The following is a 24,029-nucleotide window of genomic DNA, read 5'->3' on the forward strand; positions in this document are numbered from 1 at the left end:
CTCCTTTGTGTTAGTTAAATTAGAACTCTAGAACCTTTTTAGCTGTAGCAACTATATCTTTTGAGTTTGGTAACCATACTGCTTCTGCTTGTGGGAATGGGTAGACAGTATCTGGTGCTGTTACTCGTAGAACGGGTGCTTCTAGGCTTAAAATAGCACGTTCTGTAATTTCACTTACAACATTTGCAGCTATACCTGCTTGTTTTTGAGCTTCTTGTACAACGATTGCACGTCCTGTTTTTTCTACAGATGCAATGATTGTTTCGATATCTAAAGGTTGGATCGTACGTAAATCTACTACTTCTACTGAATAGTTTTCTTTCTCTAATGCTTCAGCTGCTTTTAATGATTCATGAACCATTGCACCGTAAGCAAAAATAGAAAGATCTTTCCCTTCACGTTTTACATCTGCTTTACCAAGAGGAATTGTGTAAGATTCTTCTGGTACTTCTTCGCGGAATGAACGATAAAGCTTTAAATGTTCTAAAAATACGACGGGATCGTTATCACGAATAGATGAAATTAAAAGACCTTTTGCATCATAAGGAGTTGATGGAACAACTACTTTTAAACCTGGTTGTGATGCTACTAAACCTTCTAAACTATCTGAGTGCATTTCAGGTGTATGTACACCACCGCCAAATGGTGAGCGGATTGTAACAGGCGCTCCAAGACTACCTCCAGAACGATAGCGCATACGTGCTAATTGTCCACAAATCGAATCCATTACTTCATATATAAACCCAAAAAATTGAATTTCAGGAACAGGGCGGAATCCTTGAAGAGCAAGACCAATTGAAAGGCCACCGATACCAGATTCAGCAAGAGGTGTATCAAATACACGATCCTCACCAAATTCTTTTTGAAGACCTTCAGTAGCACGGAAAACCCCTCCGTTAACCCCTACGTCTTCACCGAATACTAGCACGTTTTCGTCATTTTTTAATTCGCAACGAAGTGCGTCTGTAATTGCTTGAATCATTGTCATTTGTGCCATCGGTTACTTCGACTCCTTCTCTGTATAAATTTCAAATTGTTCTTGTAAGTTATAAGGTAAGTCACCATCATTCATATTACGGATCAAATCTGTAACTTTTTGTTTTGGCGTTTCATCCGCTTTCTTGATGGCAGCTTTAATCTCTTCTTTTGCTTTTGCGATTACTTCTGCTTCTTTTTCTTCACTCCATAAACCTTTCGCTACAAGGAATTTACGGTAACGAACAATTGGGTCTTTCTTTTCCCATTTAGAATCTGTTTCTGAAGTACGGTAACGTGTTGGATCATCACCAGCCATCGTATGCGGACCATAACGGTAACATACAGTTTCGATTAAGGATGGTCCTTCGCCTGCAATAGCACGTTTACGAGCATCTCGAGTTGCTACATAAACGGCTAATGGATCCATACCATCTACTTGGATACTTGGAATACCTGCTGCAATACCTTTTTGTGCAATTGTTGAGGCAGCTGTTTGCAATTCACGAGGTGTCGAAATTGCATATTGGTTATTTTGTACAATGAAAATTGCTGGTGATTTGAAGGCACCAGCAAAGTTAATTCCTTCATAGAAATCACCTTGTGATGAACCACCATCACCTGTATATGTTACGGCTACAGCTTTTTTACCACGTTTTTGAATACCTAAAGCAACACCTGCAGTTTGAACGTATTGAGCACCAATAATAATTTGTGGTGATAGTACATTCACATCTTCAGGAATTTGTCCACCTACAAAATGTCCACGAGACCATAGGAATGCTTTCCAAAGCGGAAGACCATGCCACACGATTTGTGGCACATCACGGTAACCAGGTAGTATATAATCTTCTTTTTCAAGAGCATAATGCGAAGCAATTTGGGAAGCTTCTTGACCAGCAGTAGGAGCATAGAATCCCAGACGACCTTGACGATTTAATGAAATGGAACGTTGATCTAAAATACGTGTAAAGACCATACGACTCATTAATTCGACTAATTCTTCGTCTGATAACTGTGGGTCTGCCTCCTTGTTTACGATTTCCCCTTCTTCGTTTAAAATCTGGAACATTTCAAATTTCTCTTCGATTTCGTGCAGATTAGCTACCGGATCGAATTGTTGAGCTTGTTTAGAAGCCATGTTATCACATCTCCTTCATTTCTGTACTATAATTTTAATATAAAATTATTAATACAACAACTATTAATTAATAGTATACTGAATAATATTTTATTGGTCAATTCTAGTATTTGTAATAATCACTTTATAATGATACATACATTATTCATATTCTGTATTACAAAATTCAAGTAAACTGTATTATAAAACAGTGCTATTTTTTTAGTCTTTACTAGCACAGATTTTCTCAATTTAATTATTGCCTTTTCTTTCGTTTCTGAAACACACATTTCTACTTAATAATTTCTTTTCGTTGAATGAACAGTTTTCTACGTTATAATGAATTAGGAACTTTTTTTGAAAGGAAGAGTACGATGATTTTAATGCATGATATTATACGGGATGGACATCCAACTTTACGCGCAGTAGCGAAAGAGATGACTTTCCCTCTAACAATAGAAGAAAAAAAACTGGCTGAAGATTTACTTCAATTTTTGATCAATAGTCAAGATCCTGAAATCGCGGATAAACACGGATTACGTTCAGGTATCGGTATTGCAGCACCACAGGTGAATGTTTCGAAAAGAATGTTTGCCTTGCATTTACCAGATGCCAACGGAAAACAAATTAGCATGGTCGTTGTTAATCCAAAAATTGTTAGCCATTCCGTTGAAGGATCTTATGTATCTGTAGGAGAAGGTTGCTTATCTGTTGACCGTGATGTACCTGGCTATGTACCACGTCATGCTCGCATTACAGTCAAATTCTTCACAGCTGATGGTGAAGAAAAGAAAATGCGATTAAAAGGTTTACCTGCTATTGCATTTCAACACGAATTAGACCATTTAAATGGCATAATGTTCTACGATCATATTAATAAGGAAAACCCATTCGCAGAAATTCCAAACGCTAGTCCATTAGAAGATTAATAAAAAGCTGTTCGATCTATTAAACAACTAATAGATCGAACAGCTTTTTCTATTTCTAGCATAGCCCTAATTTTTTCATAGCTTTTGATAGACCGTTATGATCTACATGATCTGTCACAAAAGTCGCTACCTCTTTAGCTTTTTTATGGCCATTTCCCATAGCCACACTAGTCCCTACTGCTTTTAGCATTTCAATATCATTTAGACCGTCACCAAAAGCAATGGCATCTTCTATATCAAAATCTGTATGATTTAAAAACTGTTTGATCCCATACGCTTTTGAGACATCATGATTAATAACATCTACAGAAAATTCATGCCAACGAATAAATTTTAATTCTGGATATAAAGCACTGTACCTTTTCTCATCTTTTTCGTCTACATATAACAATATCTGATAAGTGTCTGAGTTCTTATAATACTCTTCATTTACTTCCGGCATTGGATAAAATAATGAATCCATACTTATACGAACTTTGGGATGGTTTTTGGTTGCCGAAGTCATTTTTATACTATCTAAATAAACAATCGGATTATCTTCATTAGTAGCTTGGGCTACTAATCTTTCAATTGTATTCATTGGAATAGGGCGTTTTGAAATGACTTGACCTTGATAAACGACATATTGTCCGTTAAAGCTAACAAAAGAGTTTAATCCAAGTTCATCTAAGACTGGCTTTAAAAAGAAAGGAGAACGACCAGTTGCGATGGCCACCTCATGACCATTTCCCTTTGCTTGCTGAATAGCATCATAAGCAGACTTTGGAAGTTTTTTTTCTGAATTATACAGTGTTCCGTCTATATCAAAAAACAATATTTTCTTTTTCATACTTTTTACAACAACCTTCTTTCTTATTTTTACTGTTAAGTAAATATTCTTTACATTAATTGGATACTCTAGTATAATGAGAGTAAGGAGTGATCAGCCATGTTCAAACGTCTTAAAAAACAGCTTTTAAAAAGGCTTCGTGGCATACTCGAGAAAAAATCAATCGCTTAAAGTTTACTTTGCCCTTCATATTTTGGAGGGCTTTTCTTTATTTTAATTTACCTACATGATAATATAAAGGAAATGCAATTATTTTGAACGTATTAAAGGAGAGCAAAAAAAATGATTTACAAAGTTTATTACCAAGAAAATGCGCTTGAAGTACCAGTTCGCGAAAATACTAAAAGCTTATACCTTGAAGCAGAAGACGTACGTGAAGTCCGTGAAAAACTTCAAGATCGTGGTTACAACATCGAATATATTCAATTGCTTGAAGGAAACTACTTAGAATACGAACAAGCAAGCGAACATTATAAATTGGAGAATCTCTAATTAATGAAGTTTGTCAAAAATGACCAAACTGCGGTTTTCGCACTCGGCGGACTGGGCGAAATCGGTAAAAATACGTATGCAGTTCAATTCCAAGATGAAATTATCTTAATTGATGCTGGTATTAAATTTCCTGAAGATGATCTTCTCGGAATCGATTATGTAATCCCTGATTACACTTATCTTGTAAGAAATGTAGATAAGATTAAAGGTCTATTTGTAACTCATGGTCACGAAGACCATATAGGAGGTATTCCATATTTACTTCGCCAACTAAACATACCTGTTTATGGTGGTAAATTAGCTCTTGGATTGTTACGAAACAAACTGGACGAGCATGGCTTACTTCGTCAAACAAAACTTATTGAAATCAACGAAGACGATGTGATTAAATTCCGTAAAACATCTGTTAGCTTCTTTAGAACAACTCATAGTATACCGGATGCATACGGCATTGTTGTAAAAACACCTCCTGGCAATATTGTACACACTGGTGACTTTAAATTCGATTTCACTCCAGTAGGAGAACCAGCTAACTTAACGAAAATGGCTGAAATTGGTCGTGATGGCGTTCTCTGCTTATTGTCTGATAGTACAAATGCTGAACGTCCCGAATTTACAATGTCCGAACGTAAAGTTGGAGAAAGTATCGATGAAATTCTTCGTAATGTAGAATCTCGTATCATTTTCGCAACTTTTGCTTCTAATATTTACAGATTAAAACAAGTTACTGATGCTGCTGCAAAACATGGTCGTAAAGTAGCTGTATTTGGTCGGAGTATGGATAATGCAATTACAATCGGTCGAGAATTGGGGTATATTACAGCACCTAAAGAAACATTTGTAGATGCACAAACTTTAAATCGTTTACCAGCAAATGAAGTGATGATTCTATGTACTGGTAGTCAGGGTGAACCAATGGCAGCACTTTCTCGTATTGCCAACGGTACACACCGACAAATTCAGATACAACCTGGTGATACTGTCGTATTCTCTTCTTCACCAATCCCAGGTAATACAATAAGTGTAAATAAAACGATTAACTTGTTATATCGTGCTGGAGCTGAAGTTATTCATGGTTCATTAAATAACATTCATACTTCAGGTCATGGATCACAACAAGAACAAAAGCTAATGTTACGTTTAATTAAACCAAAATTCTTTATGCCGATTCATGGTGAATATCGCATGTTGCGTATGCACGGCGATTTAGCAGAAGATTGTGATGTTGAATCTGATAACATTTTCATCATGGAAAATGGTGATGTTTTGGCCCTAAGTTCTGATGAAGCACATGTAGCAGGACGTATACCATCTGGTTCTGTATATATTGATGGTAATGGTATAGGCGATATCGGTAATATTGTGTTACGTGATCGCCGTATATTATCTGAGGAGGGTCTTGTCATCGTTGTCGTAAGTGTCGATATGGAACAACAAAAAATTGTTGCTGGCCCAGATATTATCTCCCGTGGATTCGTTTATATGCGAGAATCAGGTATGATGATTAATGAAGCTCAACAAACGTTAAACAAACATTTACAACAAACCTTACAAGAAAAAACACCTCAATGGTCTGAATTGAAAAATGAAATTACTGATGTCTTAGGACCATACTTATTCGAAAAAACAAAACGCCGTCCAATGATTTTGCCAATCATCATGGAAGTTTGATAGATGGATAATTAAGAATGTTATTATATGGGCAAAAAGCAAGAAACATCGCAATTTTGTGTCTATAATAATAGACAGAACGAAAACCCCCAACTTTGAAAGTTGGGGGTTTAGATTTTCCTATCTTCCTAATTCAGCATCTTCTTCTCAAAACGACTTATATCAGCATCTGCTCCTATAACGATTAAAATATCCCCCTCATGAATTACTTCATCCGCCTGTGGCGAAACAATAATATCTGATTCTCGTTTAATTGCTACAATGTTGATGCCGTATCGAGCACGAATATCTAATCCAATAATAGTGTGTCCTTCTAGAAGGTCATTTGCCTTAATTTCCATAATAGAATGTTGCTCCGAAAGTTCCAAATAATCGAGCACATTATTAGACATCATATTATTAGCGATACGGATTCCCATATCCCGTTCCGGATGAACAACATGATCAGCACCTATTTTACGGAGAACTTTTTCATGATAATCATTTTGAGCTTTCACTGTTATTTTCTGTACACCTATTTCTTTTAACATCAACGTCGTTAATATACTAGATTGAATGTCATCTCCTATAGCCACGATAACATGTTCAAAATTTCGAATTCCTAATGACTTTAATACAGATTCATCTGTTGTATCAGCTACAACAGCTTGGGTGGCAATTGCTGCAAATTCATCGACACGTTCAGGGTGCTTATCAATAGCCATTACTTCTGCACCTTGGTCCACAAGTTCGTTTACAATACTGCCTCCAAATCTACCTAATCCGATGACAACAAATTCCTTTTTCATGCTAAAAACCTCCGATTCAATAAGCAGGTCACAAAGCTGTACTTAAAAGCTATACCTTCTTCTATTTTAGCAGACAATTACTATTTTCGCCGTTTATAGACATAAAAAAAGATTGCCCCCAATTAAGAGCAATCTTTTAAATAAGATCGAAAGTTATTGTGCGTTACGTACTTCATCAAGTACACGATTCACACGTTTTTCAAGCATTTTCATACCGCTACCGCCTGCTTGGAAATGACGAAGCTTACCGTCTTTATCAAATACATAATAAGCAGGTACATATTGGTTTTCAAATGCATCTGTAAGTTTCATCTTACTATCAACGAAAATAGGTTGTGTAATACCGTGCTCTGCTGCAACTTCTTTAATATCATTAAGATCTAAGTCTTTTTCAGAACGTGGCATATGAACTGCAACAACATTTAATTCGTCTTTATATTTATCGCGGAAATTATTTACTTCTGGCATTGCTTCTTTACATAAATGACAACTAATTGACCAAAAATGGATTAATGTTGGTTTTTCACCAACTAAATCTGATTTTGAAACTTCACCGTTTAGCCAAGCTGTTTCGCCTTCTAATTCAGGCATTTCTGAACGTAATTTCATCAATTCTCACCTCAAATATTTTAATTTTAAATAGTGTACGTTGTTACTATATGCACCTTTTCAAAAAAGGACCTAACTATATGTTAGGCCCTTTTTTCCAATACAATAAGGATTAACCTTCTAGTAGTGCATCGCCTGGGTGCCAGTTTGCTGGGCAAAGGCCACCAGTTTGTAAAGCTTGAAGTACACGTAAAACTTCATCTACATCACGGCCAATGTTGTTGTGGTGAACAACTTGGTATTGTAATTCGCCTTCAGGATTGATGATGAATAGACCACGTAGTGCTACGCCTTCTTCTTCAATAAGAACGCCATATTCTTTAGCAACTTTTTGATTATGGTCAGCTGCTAATGCGTATTTTAATTGACCAATACCGTTGTCAGTGCGGTCTTTGTTGATCCATGCTAAGTGAGTGTGGATTGTATCAGTTGATACACCGATTATTTCTGCATCAAGATCTTCAAATTCATCGAAACGATCTGACATTGCAGTAATTTCAGTTGGACAAACAAATGTAAAGTCCATTGGATAGAAGAATAGAACTGTCCATTTGTCATTTTTCATATTTTCTTCAAGACTAACTTTACCAAACTCTTTGTTTGGCATTACTGCATCCATTTCAAAGCGTGGAGCTTGTTTTGCTACCATACGTTCTGCCATGATAAATCCCTCCAATAATAAATAATGAATAAATGTATGTAGCTTCATACACTACAATCCATTTATTACGATAACAAATACATCTATTTAAAGCAAAGAATTCAACTTACAAATTGCTCGTTCTTTAGTTATATTGTGACAATTTATTAAATTATGGAATATTTCAAAACTTTATCCTTTTCTATACACAGTGAAACTTTAACTAGAGGTATTTTGTCCTCTTACTTTCTCCTACTTTACCTTGATTAGTGTCCTATTGGATATTTTAAAAAATTAAATCTATTTACTCATCACACGGCTTTTGAGGACGTTCATGATGATTCTTTTTCTTCATATTACTTCTTTCTATATCTCTCCATTCATTACATCTAGCACAAAAATTTGTATCAAATTGTTCATTATAACGTAATAATGAAAAACATTTATAGCAATAATCTTGTAATTCATCTATCCTAATGAGCTTTTGATTAGTGGCTAAAAATATCCCCAAATATTTTTGTTTAGGCTGTTTTCCCATCAGAAATCAATTTCCCTTCAGAAAATATGTTCAAATTGTTCTTTTCTATTTTATTATGTACCTATCATCTATTTAATAACAATATTTAATTTAAGAATAACAAAAACAATGAATCACTTCTTTAAAGGAAGATGTAATTCATTGTTTTAGGGTTTTGTGTATGTTTTATTAAACTAAACTGATTATTCTTCTTTAGAGCCAAGGCAGCGTTCACATTCAAATAACGCAGATTCGACTTGCTCCACAATTTCACACCCGCATTCTGTACAAAGTTTTGGATATCTTTCGTTTTGTTCGTTTTGCATATGATCTCCTCCTAATTATAAGTTAATGTTTGGCTACCAAAGCTTCGCATTACGATATATGTTGGTAGCTTGGTATTGTTAAGAATTCTTCAAATTCATCTTGTAATGTTAAATCGGTAAAGATTTCAGCAGCTTCTTCAAAACGACCAATTGCGAAATTCTCTTTTCCTACTTGCTCTTCAATTTTTTGTAGTTCCTGTTTTAGCACATCTTTGAATAAAGCTATATCAATCTTTTGTCCGTCATCTAATTTTCCTTCAGGATGTCGAATCCATTGCCATACTTGTGTACGTGAAATTTCTGCTGTCGCAGCATCTTCCATCATATTATTGATTGGAGCAGCACCATTTCCTCTTAACCAAGAAGCAATGTATTGAACTCCCACACTACAGTTAAGACGTAAACCGTCTTCTGTAATTGTACCTTGTGGAACTTCTAGTAAATCTTCTGCTGTAACATGCACATCTTCACGTTTACGGTCAATCTGATTTGGCTTTTTCATATGCTCATCAAATTGTTCCATTGCAACAGGTACTAAACCTGGATGTGCTACCCATGTTCCATCATGTCCGTCAGTTGCTTCTCGTCGTTTATCCTCACGAACCTTTTCAAAAGCAATTTCGTTGGCCTCTGGATTATCCTTAATCGGGATTTGTGCAGCCATACCCCCTATCGCAGGTGCATTCCGCTTATGACAAGTTTGAATACACAATTGTGTGTACGCTCTCATAAATGGAGATGTCATAGTTACTTGGCCACGATCCGGTAAAATAACTTCTGAATGATTGCGTAAACGTTTAATATAGCTGAAAATATAATCCCAACGGCCACAATTTAAACCAGCTGAATGTTCTTTTAATTCATACAAGATTTCATCCATTTCAAATGCAGCCGTAATTGTTTCTATTAGTACAGTTGCTTTAATGGTTCCTTGTGGAATTTCCAAATAATTTTGTGCGTAGACAAAGACATCATTCCATAGCCTTGCTTCCAAATGACTTTCTAATTTTGGTAAGTAAAAATATGGGCCTGAACCTCTTGCCATTAATTCTTTTGCATTATGGAAGAAAAATAAACCGAAGTCAAAAAGGCTTCCAGACATAGGCTCACCATTTACTTCTACATTTCTTTCAACTAAGTGTAATCCACGTGGGCGAACTAATAATGTAGCTGTTTCATTATTTAAACTATAAACTTTGCCATTAGAAGATTGCGTGAAGGATATGGTTTTACGAACTGCATCATACATATTGATTTGACCTTCAATCATATTCTCCCAAGTTGGAGAAGTTGCATCTTCGAAACATGCCATAAACATTTTTGCCCCAGAATTTAATGCATTAATAACCATTTTGCGTGTTACAGGTCCTGTAATTTCAACACGACGGTCTTGCAAATCTTGAGGTAATGGAGCAATTGTCCAATCCCCTTCTCGTATTGACTTCGTTTCCTCTAAAAAATTAAGAGATGCACCTTCATCTAATTGTTTTTGACGTACCTCTCTTTTTTCTAATAAAGCTTTTCTTCGATCGTTAAATTGCTGCTGTAATGATGCGATAAATTTTAATGCGTCTGGCGTTAAAATTTGCTCAGTTGATGCATTTTGTGAACCTATTATTTCAATAGTAGGCGTTACTGTATGCTGAATTCCCAAATCGATCATCCTTTCAAATCAACTATGCTAAAGAATCAAGAAGGCTGTTTGATACTAATTCTTTTATCAATCAAATTTAATTTTTGTGTAAGCGATTTAAAAAATTAATAGGTTTGAATAAGATATAGTTACAAACAGCCGACCTTTCTAACTTAATGCATTAGATAAATTGAGCAGTTTCTGTAGAACCCTTCATCGCTGTTGTTGAAGAAGTTCCACCTGAAATAACTTGTGATACTTCATCAAAGTAACCAGTACCTACTTCACGTTGATGTTTTGTTGCTGTGTAGCCATTCTCTTCACTTGCAAATTCTTCTTGTTGTAATTTAGAGTAAGCAGCCATACCGTTGTCTTTATAATCGTGAGCCAATTTGAACATGCTGTGATTAAGTGCATGGAAACCAGCCAATGTTACGAATTGGAATTTGTAACCCATCTTACCAAGCTCTACTTGGTATTTTGCAATTGTTTCATCATCTAAATTTGCTTTCCAGTTGAATGATGGTGAGCAATTATAAGCTAATAGCTTACCAGGGAACTTAGCATGAATCGCATCTGCAAATTTCTTTGCTTCTTCTAAATCAGGTTTAGATGTTTCACACCAAACTAAATCAGCATATGGTGCATAAGCTAAACCACGAGCAATTGCTTGATCGATTCCAGCTCTTGTACGGAAGAATCCTTCTGGTGTACGCTCACCAGTGATAAATTCTGCATCACGTGGATCAATATCACTTGTTACCATATCAGCTGCATCAGCATCTGTACGAGCAATTAAAATAGTTGGTACGCCAGAAACGTCAGCTGCAAGACGGCCAGCGATTAAATTTCGGATAGCGTTTTGTGTCGGTAGTAATACTTTACCGCCTAAGTGACCACATTTTTTCTCAGATGCTAATTGGTCCTCTAAGTGCACACCAGCTGCACCTGCTTCAATCATACCCTTTACCAATTCAAATACATTTAAAGGTCCACCAAAACCTGCTTCTGCATCTGCTACGATTGGAGCAAACCAATCAAAATTGTCTAAGCGACCTTCAGCATGATCAATTTGATCTGCACGTTGTAGTGCCTGATTAATACGTTTTACAACTTGAGGCACTGAATTTGCAGGATATAAAGATTGATCAGGATACATTTGTCCAGCAAGGTTTGCATCTGCTGCTACTTGCCATCCACTTAAGTAAATTGCTTTTAAACCAGCTTTTACTTGTTGTACAGCTTGATTTCCTGTTAAAGCACCTAATGCATTGATGAAATCTTCTTCATGCAAAGATTTCCATAAACGCGTAGCACCTTTTTCCGCTAAAGTATGTTGAATTTGTACGGAACCACGAAGTTTCACTACCTCTTCAGCAGTATATGGACGTTCAATCCCTTTCCAACGTTCTTCTGTTGCCCAGCTTTTTTCAAGTTGCTCAATTTGTTGTTGTCTTGTTATCATATACAAACACACCTTCCACTTTGACTTTTGTTGTTGAACGCTAGCTTTCTATTAAAAAAACACCCCTACATTTTGTTGCATAACAGCTACCGTTGTTATAAACTAATATACAACAGAGATTGTATTTTGTAATTGTTTTTGGATGAAATACCTTTTTTTTACGATAAATGAATGAATTTCTAGGATGAAGTGAAAAATTCAGGATTGGTATAGGAGGAGCATGACATGATACAAAGTACAGAAATTTTAGCGAAAGAATTAGCAGAACAGTATAGTAATTTATTAGTAGATTGGATACCCAAAGGTGCCTCAATCGCTTTAGCGGTAGGGGGAAATTACATCTATTATGTAGCAGGTGTATACGATATCTCTTTGGAAAATGGAAAGAAGATACAAAAAGGAAGTATTGCTGATCGTGTAATTAAGGAGAGAAAGAAAATTGAAACTGTTATAGATCAGGAGCTTTTAGGTATTCCATATTACGGTATTGGTTACCCTATCGACTTTTTAGGTGAGCCAGCTGCATTAATTGTTATATTGTCCCCAAATCATCCCGAAGTGAAAAGAGAACCTTTTCGTTTTATCACGGGTAAACAGCAAGACCAATGGGTACCAATTGCAATTGATAAAATTTTCTATTTTGAAAGTCTTAATAAGAAAAATTGGTTTTATGCTGACGGTGAACAATACAAAATAAATTTGACATTAAAAGAGCTCTCAAGAAGATTACCAGACTATTTTTTAAGAATTCATCGTTCCTACATTATTAACATCCATGCCATCAGTCGTATCACACGTGACTTCTCCTCAAATTTAATCATCATTATGAAAGATGGCACTGAACTACCTGTAAGTAATTCCTATTTAAATGAAGTGAAACGAATTCTTGAGTTTTAACTATTGATCCTAAAAAATAATCCAATTTTGTATTAAGGATTTAATCCACAAACATATGAATCTATTTCATCAATCTATTTTAGATTCTTATATACGAACAGTTCAGCTTTAAAAATTCAGAATATTTAGTTTTCTAATTGTTACAGACGGCGCTTTCCATTCGTAACATTAACAACCTGCAGGGCTTTCAGCTCAAACTTTTCTCGTAGTGCTAAGCAGAAACCTCACTGAAATAACATCGTACGAAGAAAATGCAAATGCATTTTTGAGAACTCGCCGTCTTTCTCTTCACAAGGAAACAAAATTGCATATATTAAATGTTCGTATATTTTATTTGGATTTTACATTACGAAATTGATGCACATGTAACACATAAATTTATAACCTTAAACATTTTAATAACCTTAAATTTCATCATAGGGTGTTTTCTTTAACTACACTAATTGTTAGTTGAAACAATCAGGGTTTTTGGGTTGTATTTTCACATATCCATCTTCTTCGCCTCCCCCTTACTCTTATATTAGTACTTGTCTTATTCCCCGATAACTAAGAATACAGTAATAAAGAATAGATAGCAGCAGAACATTATCTGCTGCTATCTATTCTTTTTCTATTGTTAAAAAAATACTAAATTCCGCATCTTTACAACCTTTTTTTATAATAGATTTTGTTTAACTATACTATAAACGCAATCTAATTTATTTTTACGAAAATGGTTGAAAAATACACACAATTTTGTATAATAGATAGCGTTTTAATAAACTTTTTGTTTTGTGAAAGTAAACTTTTGTTACTTCAAGTTAAGCAAAAGTAAACGAATGAACTGTAAGTTTATGAATAGAAAACAATTGAGGAGTACATTAGATGCAAATCGGTAAAAAAATTAAACGACTTCGTCTAAAAAAAGGGCTTACACAAGAAGAATTAGGAGAAAGAACAGATTTGAGTAAGGGTTACATCTCTCAACTAGAAAGAGATTTAAACTCTCCCTCAATCGAAACACTCTTTGCATTATTAGAAGTTCTAGGTTCAACCCCCAAGGAATTCTTCGATGATGATGTGGAAGAACAAAAAGTAGTATACACCAAAGAAGACCATAACATTTATACAGATGAGGATAAAAAATATAGTATCGAATGGCTAATTCCGACTTCAAATGAAAAAGAAATCGAACCTGTCCTGATTACTTTTGAAGAACATGGCGAGTTCAAACAATTCGAGCCATCTCTTTCCGAAACCTTTATTTATGTCTTAGAAGGTCGTGTAAGGCTTATATTAGGTAAACAAAACTACGTTGCAGCAAAAGGAAATACAATCTACTTCGAAGCTTCGGATCATCATCAATTATTTAATGATTATCCAGGTAAAACAGAGATTTTACTTGTCGCAACTGAATCATATTTGTAGCATAGGAGGCACGTAAATGTCGGAAAACACAATTATTCGATTTGATCATGTTTCAAAATCATATAGTGATGGAACTGTGGTATTGAAAGATATCAGCTTTGAATTAGAACGTGGAAAATTCTATACTTTACTTGGACCATCAGGCTGTGGTAAAACCACAATTTTACGTTTGATCGCTGGTTTTATGGAACCAACAAATGGCTCAATTTATTTTAATGGAAAAAAAATTAACAATGTTCCTGCAAATGTGCGACAAGTTAATACAGTCTTTCAAGATTATGCATTATTTCCACATTTAAATGTTTTTGAAAATGTAGCATTTGGCTTACGTATTAAAAAAATAGCAGAAGCAGAAATCATCAAAAGAGTTGAAGAAGCATTAAAATTCGTAAACTTAGCTGGCTATAGTCAACGTGAAATCGCAGAGATGTCTGGTGGTCAACGTCAACGTGTTGCGATAGCGCGCGCTATTGTCAATGATCCTGAAATCATTTTATTAGATGAACCACTTTCTGCACTAGATTTAAAACTTCGTACGGAAATGCAATATGAACTTCGTGAACTACAACAACGTTTAGGAAAGACATTCGTATTCGTCACCCATGATCAAGAAGAAGCACTTGCAATGTCAGATGAAATTTTCGTTTTAAATGAAGGTCATATTGAACAAAGCGGTTCTCCTGTTGATATTTATGATGAACCCATAAATCGTTTTGTTGCTGATTTTATCGGCGAATCCAATATCGTACCGGGTACAATGGTAAAGGATTACGAGGTTACCTTTACTGGTAAAACTTTTGAATGTGTTGACAAAGGATTAAATCCAAACGAAAAAGTGGATATTGTGATTCGACCAGAAGATTTAGAAATCACGGATATTGAAAATGGCAAACTAGTCGTAACAGTAGATACACAATTGTTCCGTGGTGTACACTATGAACTTTCTACTTACGATCAGGATGGCAATGAATGGCTTGTTCACTCATTAAAAAAAGCAGATGTTGGTGCAAAAATCGGCTTAGATTTTGATCCGGAAGCCATTCATGTCATGCGATTAAACGAATCTGAAGAAGATTTTGATAGAAGACTAGAGTCTTATGGAGAAGAAAACAATGCGTAGAAAAGGGAATTTATTTTCTCTCATCCCTTATTATATTTGGATTTTCTGCTTCGTTATTGCACCAATTCTTTTAGTATTCTATTATTCTCTTTTAGATTTACATGGTCATTTTACTTTTGAAAACTATAGAAATTTCTTTACTAGCGTTTATTTGAAAATGACTTTAAGTTCTTTCTGGTATGCTTTTCTAATCACACTATTTTCGTTATTAGTTTCGTATCCAGCAGCTTATTTGATTACGAAAACAAAACATAAACAACTTTGGTTAATTTTGATTATTATTCCTTCATGGATCAACTTACTATTAAAGACATACGCGTTTATCGGCATTTTCGGTAATAAGGGGCCCATTAATGCATTTGTAAAAGCAATTGGATTACCAAATCAGCAAATTCTATTTACAGATTTTGCATTTGTATTTGTCTCTGTATATATCTTTATACCATTTATGATTTTACCGATTTTCAATTCGCTTGATAAATTGAATCCTGCATTAATTGATGCATCCCGTGATTTAGGTGCTTCAAAATTAACAACTTTACGAAGAGTCATTATTCCATTAACAATGAATGGCATAAAAGCTGGCGTTCAAGCAGTATTTATCCCTTCCCTATCACTATTTATGATTACTCGATTAATCGCTGGTAACCGCGTTATTACACTTGGTACCTCCATAGAAGAACAATTCTTAACAACACAGAACTGGGGAATGGGTTCGACGATTGCTGTTTTCTTAATCATTTTTATGTTTATCATCATGTTAATCACTGGAGAAAAGCGAAAAGGAGCGGCACGTAATGGAAAAGCTAAATAAAAGATCAAAACTCTATTTAACCTTTGTTTTTGCCGTTCTTTATGCACCGATTCTATTTTTAGTATTTTATTCTTTTAACAGCGGCGATTCCATGACAAATTTCAAATCCTTTACATTAAGTCATTATCGCGATGTATTTGAAGATACCAGATTAATTGTTATTCTAATTAATACGGTCGTTGTTGCCTTGTTGTCTGCCTTAATCTCAACAATCATTGGAACACTTGGTTCTATTGGAATCATTGCAATTCGGAATCGTAAACTACGCAATATGGTCTTATCATTAAATAATATTCTGATTGTTAGTCCTGACGTTATTATCGGTGCTTCTTTCTTAATATTATTTACCATAATCGGGGTTAAATTAGGCTTTACTTCTGTTTTACTATCTCATGCGGCTTTTAGTATTCCAATTGTTGTTTTAATGGTATTACCAAAACTCCAAGAAATGAGTTCATCACTAATTGATGCTGCATTGGACTTAGGTGCTAGCCGCCGTGATGTATTAACTAGAGTCATTTTACCTTTTATAAAACCAGGGATATTTGCTGGTTTCTTTATGGCATTAACTTACTCTTTAGATGACTTTGCTGTAACATTCTTTGTTACTGGGAATGGATTTAGTACGCTATCTGTTGAAATTTACTCAATGGCAAGAGCTGGTGTTTCACTAACAGTAAACGCTATTTCCGGATTAGTATTCTTTGTAACATTAATACTTGTTTTGAGTTATCACTTTATTACAAATCGCCAAAGATTGGGGGCTCATAAATGAAATCATTAGTTCGAGCAACCGTCGTAATATTACTTGTATGTGCCCTACTTATGTATACTGCACACAGTATTGATACAACATCAGGAAAATCAGGGAAAGATATACTAACTGTCTACAACTGGGGAGAATATATCGATCCAGCTTTACTTAAGAAATTTGAAAAAGAAACTGGGATTCATGTCATATATGAAACATTTGACTCTAATGAAGCAATGATGACAAAAATCGAACAAGGTGGTACAAACTATGATATCTCCGTACCTTCAGAATATACGATTGAGCAAATGAAACAACGTCATCTATTAAAGAAAATTGATCATAGCAAAGTTCCAAATTTAAAGAACATTGACCCGGATTTTTTAAACTTAGATTTTGATAAAAAGAATGAATACTCTATTCCCTATTTCTGGGGAACTGTAGGGATTGTTTATAACACCAAATTGTTAAAAGGCTATGATTTTAATAGCTGGAATGATTTATGGGACCCTTCTTTAAAAGGAAAAGTAATATTAGTCGATAGTGCACGTGAAGTAATGGGTGTCGGCTTAAATAGTATGGGGAAATCACTTAACTCAACAGATAGTAGTGAATTAAATGCAGCTACTAACAAATTGATCAAAATGGCACCAAATGTAAAAGCAGTGATTGGCGACGAAGTAACCCAAATGATGATTAATGGGGATGCTGAAGTTGCTTTAACTTGGTCTGGCCAAGCTGCAGATATGATGTATGAAAACAAAGATTTAACATACAGTATTCCTAAAGAAGGATCAAATTTATGGTTTGATAATATGGTTATTCCAAAAACTTCTAAAAACTATGAAGGTGCTTTAAAATTTATTAACTTCATGTGTGATCCCAAAAATGCTGCTCAAAATGCTGATTATGTTGGTTATTCTACCCCCAATAAAGCAGCACTTAAATTACTAGATCCTGAAGTAGTCAATGATGAACGCTACTACCCTTCAAAAGAAATCAGAAATAAACTTCATGTCTATAGAAATTTAGGAAAAGAAAAAATTGGAGAGTACAATGAGTTATTCTTAAAATTTAAGATGTCTCTTCACTAAACCTAAAGGCTCTTACTAGTAAGGGCCTTTTTTCTATTAATTGAAAGCTATTTATAGTTAGATTCGATCAATTCCACAAGCATTTCTAATTAGAATAAATGATACCCTCTTCATTTCCACTACTGATGCTTTCTGTGAGCAGTCCTCAAAAGTTTATATGATTGAACGTCTCACAAACAATCGATATAATAAAACACAGTGATAAAAAATACTTAGATATACGAAATAATGAGGAGACACATAGAATATATGAAAAAAACTAAATTAGCTCTCATTTTATTAATGTTCAATATGTTTATAACGATGAGTGCAATTGGCTTAATTGTTCCTATTATGCCAAGCTATTTAAAAGAATTTGGGGCAAAAGGTCAAGTGCTCGGATTTTTAATTGCAACAATTGCTTTTGCTCAATTCATTTTTTCTCCAATAGCTGGAAGCCTATCTGATAAACTTGGTAGAAAAAAATTAATTATATTTGGATTACTTTTGAATGGGATTTGTCAAATTCTATTTGGTTCATCTACTGAATTGTGGGAACTATTTGTTTTACGATTTTTAATCGGGGTTGGATCCGCTTTCATCACTCCACCAATAATGGCTTATGCAGCTGATATTACGACTTTAGAAGAACGTGGAAAAGCAATGGGTATGATTGGTGCTGCCATTTCCTTTGGCTTTATGATTGGACCAGGAATAGGTGGTGCATTATCCAATGTTAGTTTGCACTTTCCATTCTTTGTAGCTGGTATTGCTGCAATAACTGCGGCGATCTTATCATTATTCTTTTTACCTAAAACGGAACCAACTCTTGTAGATAAACCAACTGGAAATAATATTGTAAAAGAAATGATTCGTTCATTTAAAACATCTTACTTTGTATTATTAGTTGTTGTGTTTGTATTTTCATTTGGAATTGCAAACTTCCAAGCTACTTTATCAATGTTCCTAACTTATAAATTTAACTTTACTCCAAATGATATAGCTATTTTAATGACAGTTGGCGGATTTGCTGGGGTAATTGTTCAAGGCGTTTTATTGAACCGGTTATTTAAACGTTTTGGTGAAATGAATATTATTTTAGTAAGTCTTATTGTGGCGGCTATTTCAATGCTAGGCATGATATTTGTCAGTGGCTTCTTTGTTATTCTCTTCGTAACTACTTTATTCCAAACTGCCACAACCTTAATCAGACCAGCAGTAAACACGCTCATTTCAAAGGTAGCCGGTAAAGAACAAGGGTATGCAGCCGGTATGAATAACGCTTATATGAGCCTTGGGAATATGATTGGACCAGCTTTAGCAGGCACTTTACTCGATTGGCATCTAAATATCCCATTTATACTCGGCACTGTTATCTTAATGGCATGTTACTTAATTACATTCATTTGGAACAAAAAAACTTTTGCTACTCATTCATCTTGATCTAGCAACTGTTAATGACTTAAGCGTAGAACTATCAAATAAAATGAGGACCCCCTTTTCTTGCTTAGTGAGGTGCCTAGAAAATTATTTTTTACAATTTAAGAAAGATGGCTGTACAAAAATGAGTTATTTATCATTTTTGTACAGCCACTTTTTTGCTCTATAGAGTCTATAGATTGTAAATTATTGCTGACGGACTTTTTGAACCACCTTTGTCATTTAACTACGTGTTAATTGTCAAACGCCTCATTTGTTCTTTTTCATATCGACACGTAACTTTTTTACTGATATAAATAGACAAATTACTGTGATTGCTACATAAAAAATTAGATACCCTGCCCAAACCGGAAAATGTATTTTGGTCAATTCAACTAATGAGTCTGACATTTCAGGTGAAATTAATGTCAACATTAAAGCAATCGGATTGATCATTGCCCAAAAATGCGAAATGGGTGCTGGGTCCCTTAATCCAGGCGAATTTTCTATCGTACTAATACCAATCATAAAGAAAAATGCAGTGATGCCACTCAAAAATAACATAGCTCCATAAGTGGTAATCATCGAAATAATGGTTTTGCGAATTAATGTCGAAAACATGACACCAATACTAGCAATAGCCAACATCGTTACGATTAAGAATGCAAAAATAATCAGTAATTGTCCTGGGGAGATACCACCAAATAGGAAGACTAAACTATAAAGTGGTAGTCCTGCTATAAGTAATAATAATAAAAAAACGATTGACGAACTTATTTTCCCAAAAATGATTTGAAAAGAGCTTTGAGGAGATGTCAATAAAATATTCAAGGTCTGTTTTTCACGTTCTGTACTTATTGCCCCTGCTGTTAAAGAAGGCGTAATAAACAAAATCAATGCCAGCTGTACATATGACAGTAGTGCAAAGAGAATCACACTCTGTTGAGGATTAATAAAACTGCTCCCAGATAAATTAGTTGACATAAAAATAAAACCAAAAACGAAGACACTTAAAACCAGTAGATAAAACAGAATCCCTGCAAAGCTTTTAAAAGAACGGAAACGTAGCTTCAATTCCTTTATTAGAACTGGATTATGAAATGATAACCTCATACCTTTTCAACCTCCTTTGTAATCTCCATAAAAACATCCTCTAAGTCTTTTTCATCTTCTGCAAATGATAGAATCGGCGCGTCTTGCTGTACGACTACTTGCTTTATTAACCTTATTTGATCCTCTTCAGAACCAGTAAAACGGAAGTTTAACTGATTTTTTGTTATTTGGATTGATGATACGAATGGGTTTTCCTCAAAGAATTGTTTTGCTAAGTTCAAGTCATACCCAGCTTGATATCTTACTGTAATCAATTTTTCTCCCATGAGCTGTGCTTGAATCTCTGCTACAGAACCATGGACCATCAATTTTCCTTGATCAATAACACCTATTTCATCACACATTTCCGCAAGCTCAGGGAGAATATGTGATGAAATTAATATGGTTTTTCCCTTTCCCTTAAGCTGTTTTAAAATAGCTCTCATTTCTACTCGCGCTCTTGGATCAAGACCAGATGCAGGTTCATCTAAAATGAGAACCTTTGGATCATGAATCAAAGTCCTAGCTAAGCATAAACGTTGTTTCATCCCTCTAGATAACACATCCACATAGTCATATCTTTTATGTGTTAAATTGACGAGTTCTAATAATTGTGGAATAAGCATAGCTCTTTTTTCAGCAGGAACACCATAACTTGAGCCAAAAAAATCTAAATACTCTCCTACCTTTAATTGATCATAGACACCAAAAAAGTCCGGCATATATCCAATTAGTTTACGAACTTCTTCAGGATTTTGCGTTACACTGATACCATCAATAAATGCTTCCCCTGCTGTTGGTTGCAGTAATGTTGATAATATGGAAAATGTTGTAGATTTCCCTGCGCCATTTGCGCCAACAAAGCCAAAAACTGTTCCCTCATTAATGGTGAGATCAAGCCCCTGTAATGCATAGAAGGAACCATATTTCTTTGTTAATCCATTAATTTCTATCATGGTTTGACCTCCCCTTTAAGTTGTAGTGTTGGAGCAGTCATCCTATTATTAGCAGACCTTTTTCTCTCTAACCTAAATTTCACTTGACCATTATTTGAAATATAATTTTCAATATTTTTTGTTAATGTGAATCGTCCATCATTGATAGGCTCATAATTAAATGTTTTATTATTTAAAATTTGAAGTGTTACATTTTTAGTATCCGTATTAGCCATTTGCAATTCTGTCCATTTAAACTTCTTGTTTTGAAGCGTATCAGGAATTGTCCAGTTGAATTCATATACTCCTTCATCTATTAACCATATCCCACTATTTTCTTGGGATTGCTCGGCATAACCTGCATTTGAAATAGGATTGATTATAAAGTTCATTGAATTCGCAGGTAAAACAAATTCACCAGAAAATTTCGTTTTTGGACTAAAGCTTTGAATAACTAAATTAATAGCTGATAAATCTACTTTACTATTTTTTATAGAAATAGGTGTGATAGGTTCATCAACCCAACCAACAAGTGCAGGCTCTTCTGTATTCTCGATCATACCGTAGCCCGATTCCTTTAACATTTCCTTGCGATTTTCCATAATATCGTCTTTGTTCTTCACTGAATTTGAATTATTCGATGAGATTGGCATTGCAGGTATTAATAGTGCACCATTAATTGTTTGTGTGATTTTAAGCTTCTGTTTTGGCTTTATAGTACCTATCTTTAACCATTGACTACCATACCAAATCGAGGCATCCTTCACTGTGTAAGGTAAATTATTTGTTACACTTCCTTTTATTGCTCGATTCTCCACTTCTAAATCAATATGAAAACTACCCACACTTGGTATTTGTGTTTGACCAGCTATGGTTGATACAGACCAATATCGATTGTTACGTAAAGTTAATTCTTTTTCATTTTGATATTGCTCTATCATGCCTTGTTTATGGATTGAACCTATATTATTAAAATTCCGGACCAATGTTGCAGTACTATTTAGAGGTACCTTAAATCTAAAATCACCACTTCGATTGGTTAACAATGAGTTCACATAATATCCTGTCAGGCTATCATCTTGATTAATTTTAAAAACTGCAGATTGTTGAATTTGTGGTTTTGAAAGACGATCCTTTGCACCATAAGCAAATACCAAAATCGATACAAAAAGTGAAAGTGAAGGTACCAGCCACCAAGCAAATTCCCTCTTGTCTTTCTTTTTCAAAATAAAATATAAAAGTGGTCCAACAATAATAATATAAAGAATAATAACGATAACTAAAAGCATAGTTGACACTTGGAATGTAGGAAATAATTCATTTGAATATGTATTACTACCATCAATACTATTCATTCGATTAGTAACATGATTAATGGTATTAAACGGAATTACTTTTTGTAGTAATTTATCATAATTCTTATCTATTGAAAGTGGTTCATCACCTAAAGAAAATGCTGTTTGGATGACCTGCCCATTTCCTAAATTTCGTTTTGCAGCTAAAATATGATGGTCTATTTCTAGTATTGTTTTTGCTGGTTCAACTTTTTGAGCTTGATAAGCAGAAATTCCGTTTGAAAGTCTTATATCTTTTAGAGACTTTCGTATATCTTTTGAAGTAATATGAATCGTTTTATCATTGATAGAAAGCGGCAAATAGTTTTGCAATATTCCAATTTCTCCATCTAGATTATCGGAAGCCCCAATTACAATCGTACCACCTGATTTAACCCACTCTAAAAGAGATTGCTGCTCTTCTTCCTTTAAAGATGTAATAGAATATTCATCTACCACAACAACGTTAGCCATTGTCCAACCATTAGCAGTTGTTGGAATCAGATCCTCCTTTAATTGACCAAGATGAATAATTTCCATTTGACTTGAACTTAATGATGAAATTTTGGTTAATGCAGATAGGCGATCAACACTATTTGTAAAGGTTAATACAAAGACCCCATCTCTTTCATACATCTGAGGCTTAATCTTATCATCGCCTGTAAAGCTCACTTCATCTTCCTTATTCCAACCATCCTTATAAATATGAATCGTTTTATCTGTACCTGAAGAATGATCCGTAAAATAATCAAGCATTAGTTTGATTGTTTTTGTCTCATTCGAACCAATTTCTAGTGGTACAACTACTCCAATTCCTCCAGAATAGCTTTCCTGATTATCAATAACGATATCTCCTGAAAATGCTTCGCCACTATTTGTAACTGTTAGCAATACAGGTAAGCCCAATGTATCTTTGTATTTATTATCAAAACCAGCAGTCACTTTAACATCTAATTTTGTTTTAGCTATGGCGTCAAACGCAAAGGTTGGTAATATACTTAATAATAAGATCATGCATGAAAAAATAATCCATAGTCTTTTCTGCAAAAAAATGACCTCCTCTTTTCTCTTTGATACTATTACGGATTTCCAGTCAATAAGGTTCCTTATTTGCATAAAAATACTAAAATATTACATAATCAATACAAAAAAGAGTTAAAGGTATGCAACTACATACCTTTAACTCCATTCTG

At 34.5% G+C, this 24,029-nt stretch carries 23 protein-coding genes; 10 read left to right on the forward strand and 13 right to left on the reverse strand.

Features of this window, described 5'->3' with window-relative positions; translation table 11 throughout:
• Window positions 1-19: 19 nt before the first annotated feature.
• Together CEF14_RS10465 and pdhA are read right to left on the reverse strand one after the other, a co-directional pair.
• Window positions 20-997, reverse strand: a complete 978-nt coding sequence (locus CEF14_RS10465) for an alpha-ketoacid dehydrogenase subunit beta (RefSeq protein ID WP_102692808.1) — start codon at window positions 995-997, stop codon at window positions 20-22.
• 3 nt (window positions 998-1,000) lie between these two features.
• Window positions 1,001-2,116, reverse strand: coding sequence for a pyruvate dehydrogenase (acetyl-transferring) E1 component subunit alpha (gene pdhA, locus CEF14_RS10470; RefSeq protein ID WP_102692809.1), 1,116 nt, complete (start codon window positions 2,114-2,116; stop codon window positions 1,001-1,003).
• Between the two features lie 353 nt (window positions 2,117-2,469).
• On the opposite strand from pdhA, the gene def reads away from it, so the two are divergent.
• Window positions 2,470-3,024 (forward strand): peptide deformylase, encoded by a 555-nt coding sequence (def, locus tag CEF14_RS10475; RefSeq protein ID WP_102692810.1) that lies wholly within the window; start codon window positions 2,470-2,472, stop codon window positions 3,022-3,024.
• A 55-nt stretch (window positions 3,025-3,079) separates the two neighbouring features.
• Here def and CEF14_RS10480 read toward each other — a convergent pair whose 3' ends face one another.
• Window positions 3,080-3,853 carry a Cof-type HAD-IIB family hydrolase gene (locus CEF14_RS10480; RefSeq protein ID WP_102692811.1) on the reverse strand — a complete coding sequence of 258 codons (774 nt, stop codon included), beginning with the start codon at window positions 3,851-3,853 and terminating at the stop codon, window positions 3,080-3,082.
• A gap of 282 nt (window positions 3,854-4,135) precedes the next feature.
• Here CEF14_RS10480 and CEF14_RS10485 point away from each other — a divergent pair, with 282 nt between their 5' ends.
• Both CEF14_RS10485 and rnjA read left to right on the forward strand, forming a co-directional pair.
• On the forward strand, window positions 4,136-4,345 hold the full coding sequence (locus CEF14_RS10485; protein WP_102692812.1) for a DNA-dependent RNA polymerase subunit epsilon: 210 nt from the start codon (window positions 4,136-4,138) through the stop codon (window positions 4,343-4,345).
• Between the two features lie 3 nt (window positions 4,346-4,348).
• On the forward strand, window positions 4,349-6,016 hold the full coding sequence (gene rnjA, locus CEF14_RS10490) for a ribonuclease J1 (protein ID WP_102692813.1): 1,668 nt from the start codon (window positions 4,349-4,351) through the stop codon (window positions 6,014-6,016).
• Between the two features lie 128 nt (window positions 6,017-6,144).
• Here rnjA and CEF14_RS10495 read toward each other — a convergent pair whose 3' ends face one another.
• From CEF14_RS10495 to aceA, 7 genes are all read right to left on the reverse strand, one after another.
• The gene (locus CEF14_RS10495) at window positions 6,145-6,804 is read right to left on the reverse strand and encodes a potassium channel family protein (RefSeq protein ID WP_102692814.1); all 660 of its coding nucleotides are present in this window, start codon (window positions 6,802-6,804) and stop codon (window positions 6,145-6,147) included.
• Between the two features lie 153 nt (window positions 6,805-6,957).
• Window positions 6,958-7,413 carry a TlpA disulfide reductase family protein gene (locus tag CEF14_RS10500; protein WP_102692815.1) on the reverse strand — a complete coding sequence of 152 codons (456 nt, stop codon included), beginning with the start codon at window positions 7,411-7,413 and terminating at the stop codon, window positions 6,958-6,960.
• Between the two features lie 112 nt (window positions 7,414-7,525).
• Complete coding sequence (locus CEF14_RS10505; RefSeq protein WP_102692816.1) at window positions 7,526-8,074, reverse strand: peroxiredoxin; 549 nt, start codon at window positions 8,072-8,074, stop codon at window positions 7,526-7,528.
• Window positions 8,075-8,357: 283 nt separating this feature from the next.
• Complete coding sequence (locus tag CEF14_RS10510) at window positions 8,358-8,591, reverse strand: hypothetical protein (RefSeq protein ID WP_102692817.1); 234 nt, start codon at window positions 8,589-8,591, stop codon at window positions 8,358-8,360.
• 182 nt (window positions 8,592-8,773) lie between these two features.
• The gene (locus CEF14_RS19155; protein ID WP_211284595.1) at window positions 8,774-8,896 is read right to left on the reverse strand and encodes a YhfH family protein; all 123 of its coding nucleotides are present in this window, start codon (window positions 8,894-8,896) and stop codon (window positions 8,774-8,776) included.
• A 49-nt stretch (window positions 8,897-8,945) separates the two neighbouring features.
• Window positions 8,946-10,544, reverse strand: a complete 1,599-nt coding sequence (gene aceB / locus CEF14_RS10515; protein ID WP_407690475.1) for a malate synthase A — start codon at window positions 10,542-10,544, stop codon at window positions 8,946-8,948.
• 166 nt (window positions 10,545-10,710) lie between these two features.
• The gene (gene aceA, locus CEF14_RS10520; protein ID WP_102692819.1) at window positions 10,711-11,994 is read right to left on the reverse strand and encodes an isocitrate lyase; all 1,284 of its coding nucleotides are present in this window, start codon (window positions 11,992-11,994) and stop codon (window positions 10,711-10,713) included.
• 225 nt (window positions 11,995-12,219) lie between these two features.
• Here aceA and CEF14_RS10525 point away from each other — a divergent pair, with 225 nt between their 5' ends.
• The 7 genes from CEF14_RS10525 (at window position 12,220) to CEF14_RS10555 (ending at window position 19,499) form a co-directional block, all read left to right on the forward strand.
• Entirely contained in the window at window positions 12,220-12,891 is a 672-nt protein-coding gene (locus CEF14_RS10525) for a LytTR family DNA-binding domain-containing protein (RefSeq protein ID WP_102692820.1), read from the forward strand.
• An 864-nt stretch (window positions 12,892-13,755) separates the two neighbouring features.
• Window positions 13,756-14,298, forward strand: coding sequence for a helix-turn-helix domain-containing protein (locus tag CEF14_RS10530; protein ID WP_102692821.1), 543 nt, complete (start codon window positions 13,756-13,758; stop codon window positions 14,296-14,298).
• 16 nt (window positions 14,299-14,314) lie between these two features.
• A complete protein-coding gene (locus tag CEF14_RS10535; protein ID WP_102692822.1) occupies window positions 14,315-15,418 on the forward strand; it encodes an ABC transporter ATP-binding protein in 1,104 nt (367 codons plus the stop codon).
• Complete coding sequence (locus CEF14_RS10540) at window positions 15,396-16,232, forward strand: ABC transporter permease (protein ID WP_407690452.1); 837 nt, start codon at window positions 15,396-15,398, stop codon at window positions 16,230-16,232. Before CEF14_RS10535 ends, CEF14_RS10540 begins: the two co-directional genes overlap by 23 nt.
• The gene (locus CEF14_RS10545) at window positions 16,216-17,007 is read left to right on the forward strand and encodes an ABC transporter permease (RefSeq protein ID WP_102692824.1); all 792 of its coding nucleotides are present in this window, start codon (window positions 16,216-16,218) and stop codon (window positions 17,005-17,007) included. The genes CEF14_RS10540 and CEF14_RS10545 overlap by 17 nt, the downstream gene beginning before the upstream one ends.
• Window positions 17,004-18,077: an ABC transporter substrate-binding protein gene (locus CEF14_RS10550; protein ID WP_102692825.1), complete on the forward strand. Its 1,074-nt coding sequence runs from the start codon at window positions 17,004-17,006 to the stop codon at window positions 18,075-18,077. Before CEF14_RS10545 ends, CEF14_RS10550 begins: the two co-directional genes overlap by 4 nt.
• A 249-nt stretch (window positions 18,078-18,326) precedes the next feature.
• Complete coding sequence (locus tag CEF14_RS10555) at window positions 18,327-19,499, forward strand: MFS transporter (protein WP_245890139.1); 1,173 nt, start codon at window positions 18,327-18,329, stop codon at window positions 19,497-19,499.
• A 246-nt stretch (window positions 19,500-19,745) separates the two neighbouring features.
• Here CEF14_RS10555 and CEF14_RS10560 read toward each other — a convergent pair whose 3' ends face one another.
• The 3 genes from CEF14_RS10560 to CEF14_RS10570 are packed head-to-tail and all read right to left on the reverse strand — an operon-like array spanning window position 19,746 to window position 23,883.
• Window positions 19,746-20,588, reverse strand: coding sequence for an ABC transporter permease (locus tag CEF14_RS10560; protein WP_102692826.1), 843 nt, complete (start codon window positions 20,586-20,588; stop codon window positions 19,746-19,748).
• A complete protein-coding gene (locus CEF14_RS10565; RefSeq protein WP_102692827.1) occupies window positions 20,585-21,523 on the reverse strand; it encodes an ABC transporter ATP-binding protein in 939 nt (312 codons plus the stop codon). Before CEF14_RS10565 ends, CEF14_RS10560 begins: the two co-directional genes overlap by 4 nt.
• The gene (locus tag CEF14_RS10570) at window positions 21,520-23,883 is read right to left on the reverse strand and encodes a hypothetical protein (protein WP_102692828.1); all 2,364 of its coding nucleotides are present in this window, start codon (window positions 23,881-23,883) and stop codon (window positions 21,520-21,522) included. The genes CEF14_RS10565 and CEF14_RS10570 overlap by 4 nt, the downstream gene beginning before the upstream one ends.
• Window positions 23,884-24,029: the final 146 nt, after the last annotated feature.

Origin of the sequence: Rummeliibacillus pycnus (assembly GCF_002884495.1) — a bacterium.
Lineage (GTDB): Bacteria > Bacillota > Bacilli > Bacillales_A > Planococcaceae > Rummeliibacillus > Rummeliibacillus pycnus.

Bases quoted from the DNA above. Each gene is read 5' to 3' on its own strand.
- CEF14_RS10465 (WP_102692808.1), bottom strand. From the start codon at position 997: ATGGCACAAATGACAATGATTCAAGCAATTACAGACGCACTTCGTTGC.
- pdhA (WP_102692809.1), bottom strand. From the start codon at position 2,116: ATGGCTTCTAAACAAGCTCAACAATTCGATCCGGTAGCTAATCTGCAC.
- def (WP_102692810.1), top strand. From the start codon at position 2,470: ATGATTTTAATGCATGATATTATACGGGATGGACATCCAACTTTACGC.
- CEF14_RS10480 (WP_102692811.1), bottom strand. From the start codon at position 3,853: ATGAAAAAGAAAATATTGTTTTTTGATATAGACGGAACACTGTATAAT.
- CEF14_RS10485 (WP_102692812.1), top strand. From the start codon at position 4,136: ATGATTTACAAAGTTTATTACCAAGAAAATGCGCTTGAAGTACCAGTT.
- rnjA (WP_102692813.1), top strand. From the start codon at position 4,349: ATGAAGTTTGTCAAAAATGACCAAACTGCGGTTTTCGCACTCGGCGGA.
- CEF14_RS10495 (WP_102692814.1), bottom strand. From the start codon at position 6,804: ATGAAAAAGGAATTTGTTGTCATCGGATTAGGTAGATTTGGAGGCAGT.
- CEF14_RS10500 (WP_102692815.1), bottom strand. From the start codon at position 7,413: ATGAAATTACGTTCAGAAATGCCTGAATTAGAAGGCGAAACAGCTTGG.
- CEF14_RS10505 (WP_102692816.1), bottom strand. From the start codon at position 8,074: ATGGCAGAACGTATGGTAGCAAAACAAGCTCCACGCTTTGAAATGGAT.
- CEF14_RS10510 (WP_102692817.1), bottom strand. From the start codon at position 8,591: ATGGGAAAACAGCCTAAACAAAAATATTTGGGGATATTTTTAGCCACT.
- CEF14_RS19155 (WP_211284595.1), bottom strand. From the start codon at position 8,896: ATGCAAAACGAACAAAACGAAAGATATCCAAAACTTTGTACAGAATGC.
- aceA (WP_102692819.1), bottom strand. From the start codon at position 11,994: ATGATAACAAGACAACAACAAATTGAGCAACTTGAAAAAAGCTGGGCA.
- CEF14_RS10525 (WP_102692820.1), top strand. From the start codon at position 12,220: ATGATACAAAGTACAGAAATTTTAGCGAAAGAATTAGCAGAACAGTAT.
- CEF14_RS10530 (WP_102692821.1), top strand. From the start codon at position 13,756: ATGCAAATCGGTAAAAAAATTAAACGACTTCGTCTAAAAAAAGGGCTT.
- CEF14_RS10535 (WP_102692822.1), top strand. From the start codon at position 14,315: ATGTCGGAAAACACAATTATTCGATTTGATCATGTTTCAAAATCATAT.
- CEF14_RS10540 (WP_407690452.1), top strand. From the start codon at position 15,396: ATGGAGAAGAAAACAATGCGTAGAAAAGGGAATTTATTTTCTCTCATC.
- CEF14_RS10545 (WP_102692824.1), top strand. From the start codon at position 16,216: ATGGAAAAGCTAAATAAAAGATCAAAACTCTATTTAACCTTTGTTTTT.
- CEF14_RS10550 (WP_102692825.1), top strand. From the start codon at position 17,004: ATGAAATCATTAGTTCGAGCAACCGTCGTAATATTACTTGTATGTGCC.
- CEF14_RS10555 (WP_245890139.1), top strand. From the start codon at position 18,327: ATGAAAAAAACTAAATTAGCTCTCATTTTATTAATGTTCAATATGTTT.
- CEF14_RS10560 (WP_102692826.1), bottom strand. From the start codon at position 20,588: ATGAGGTTATCATTTCATAATCCAGTTCTAATAAAGGAATTGAAGCTA.
- CEF14_RS10565 (WP_102692827.1), bottom strand. From the start codon at position 21,523: ATGATAGAAATTAATGGATTAACAAAGAAATATGGTTCCTTCTATGCA.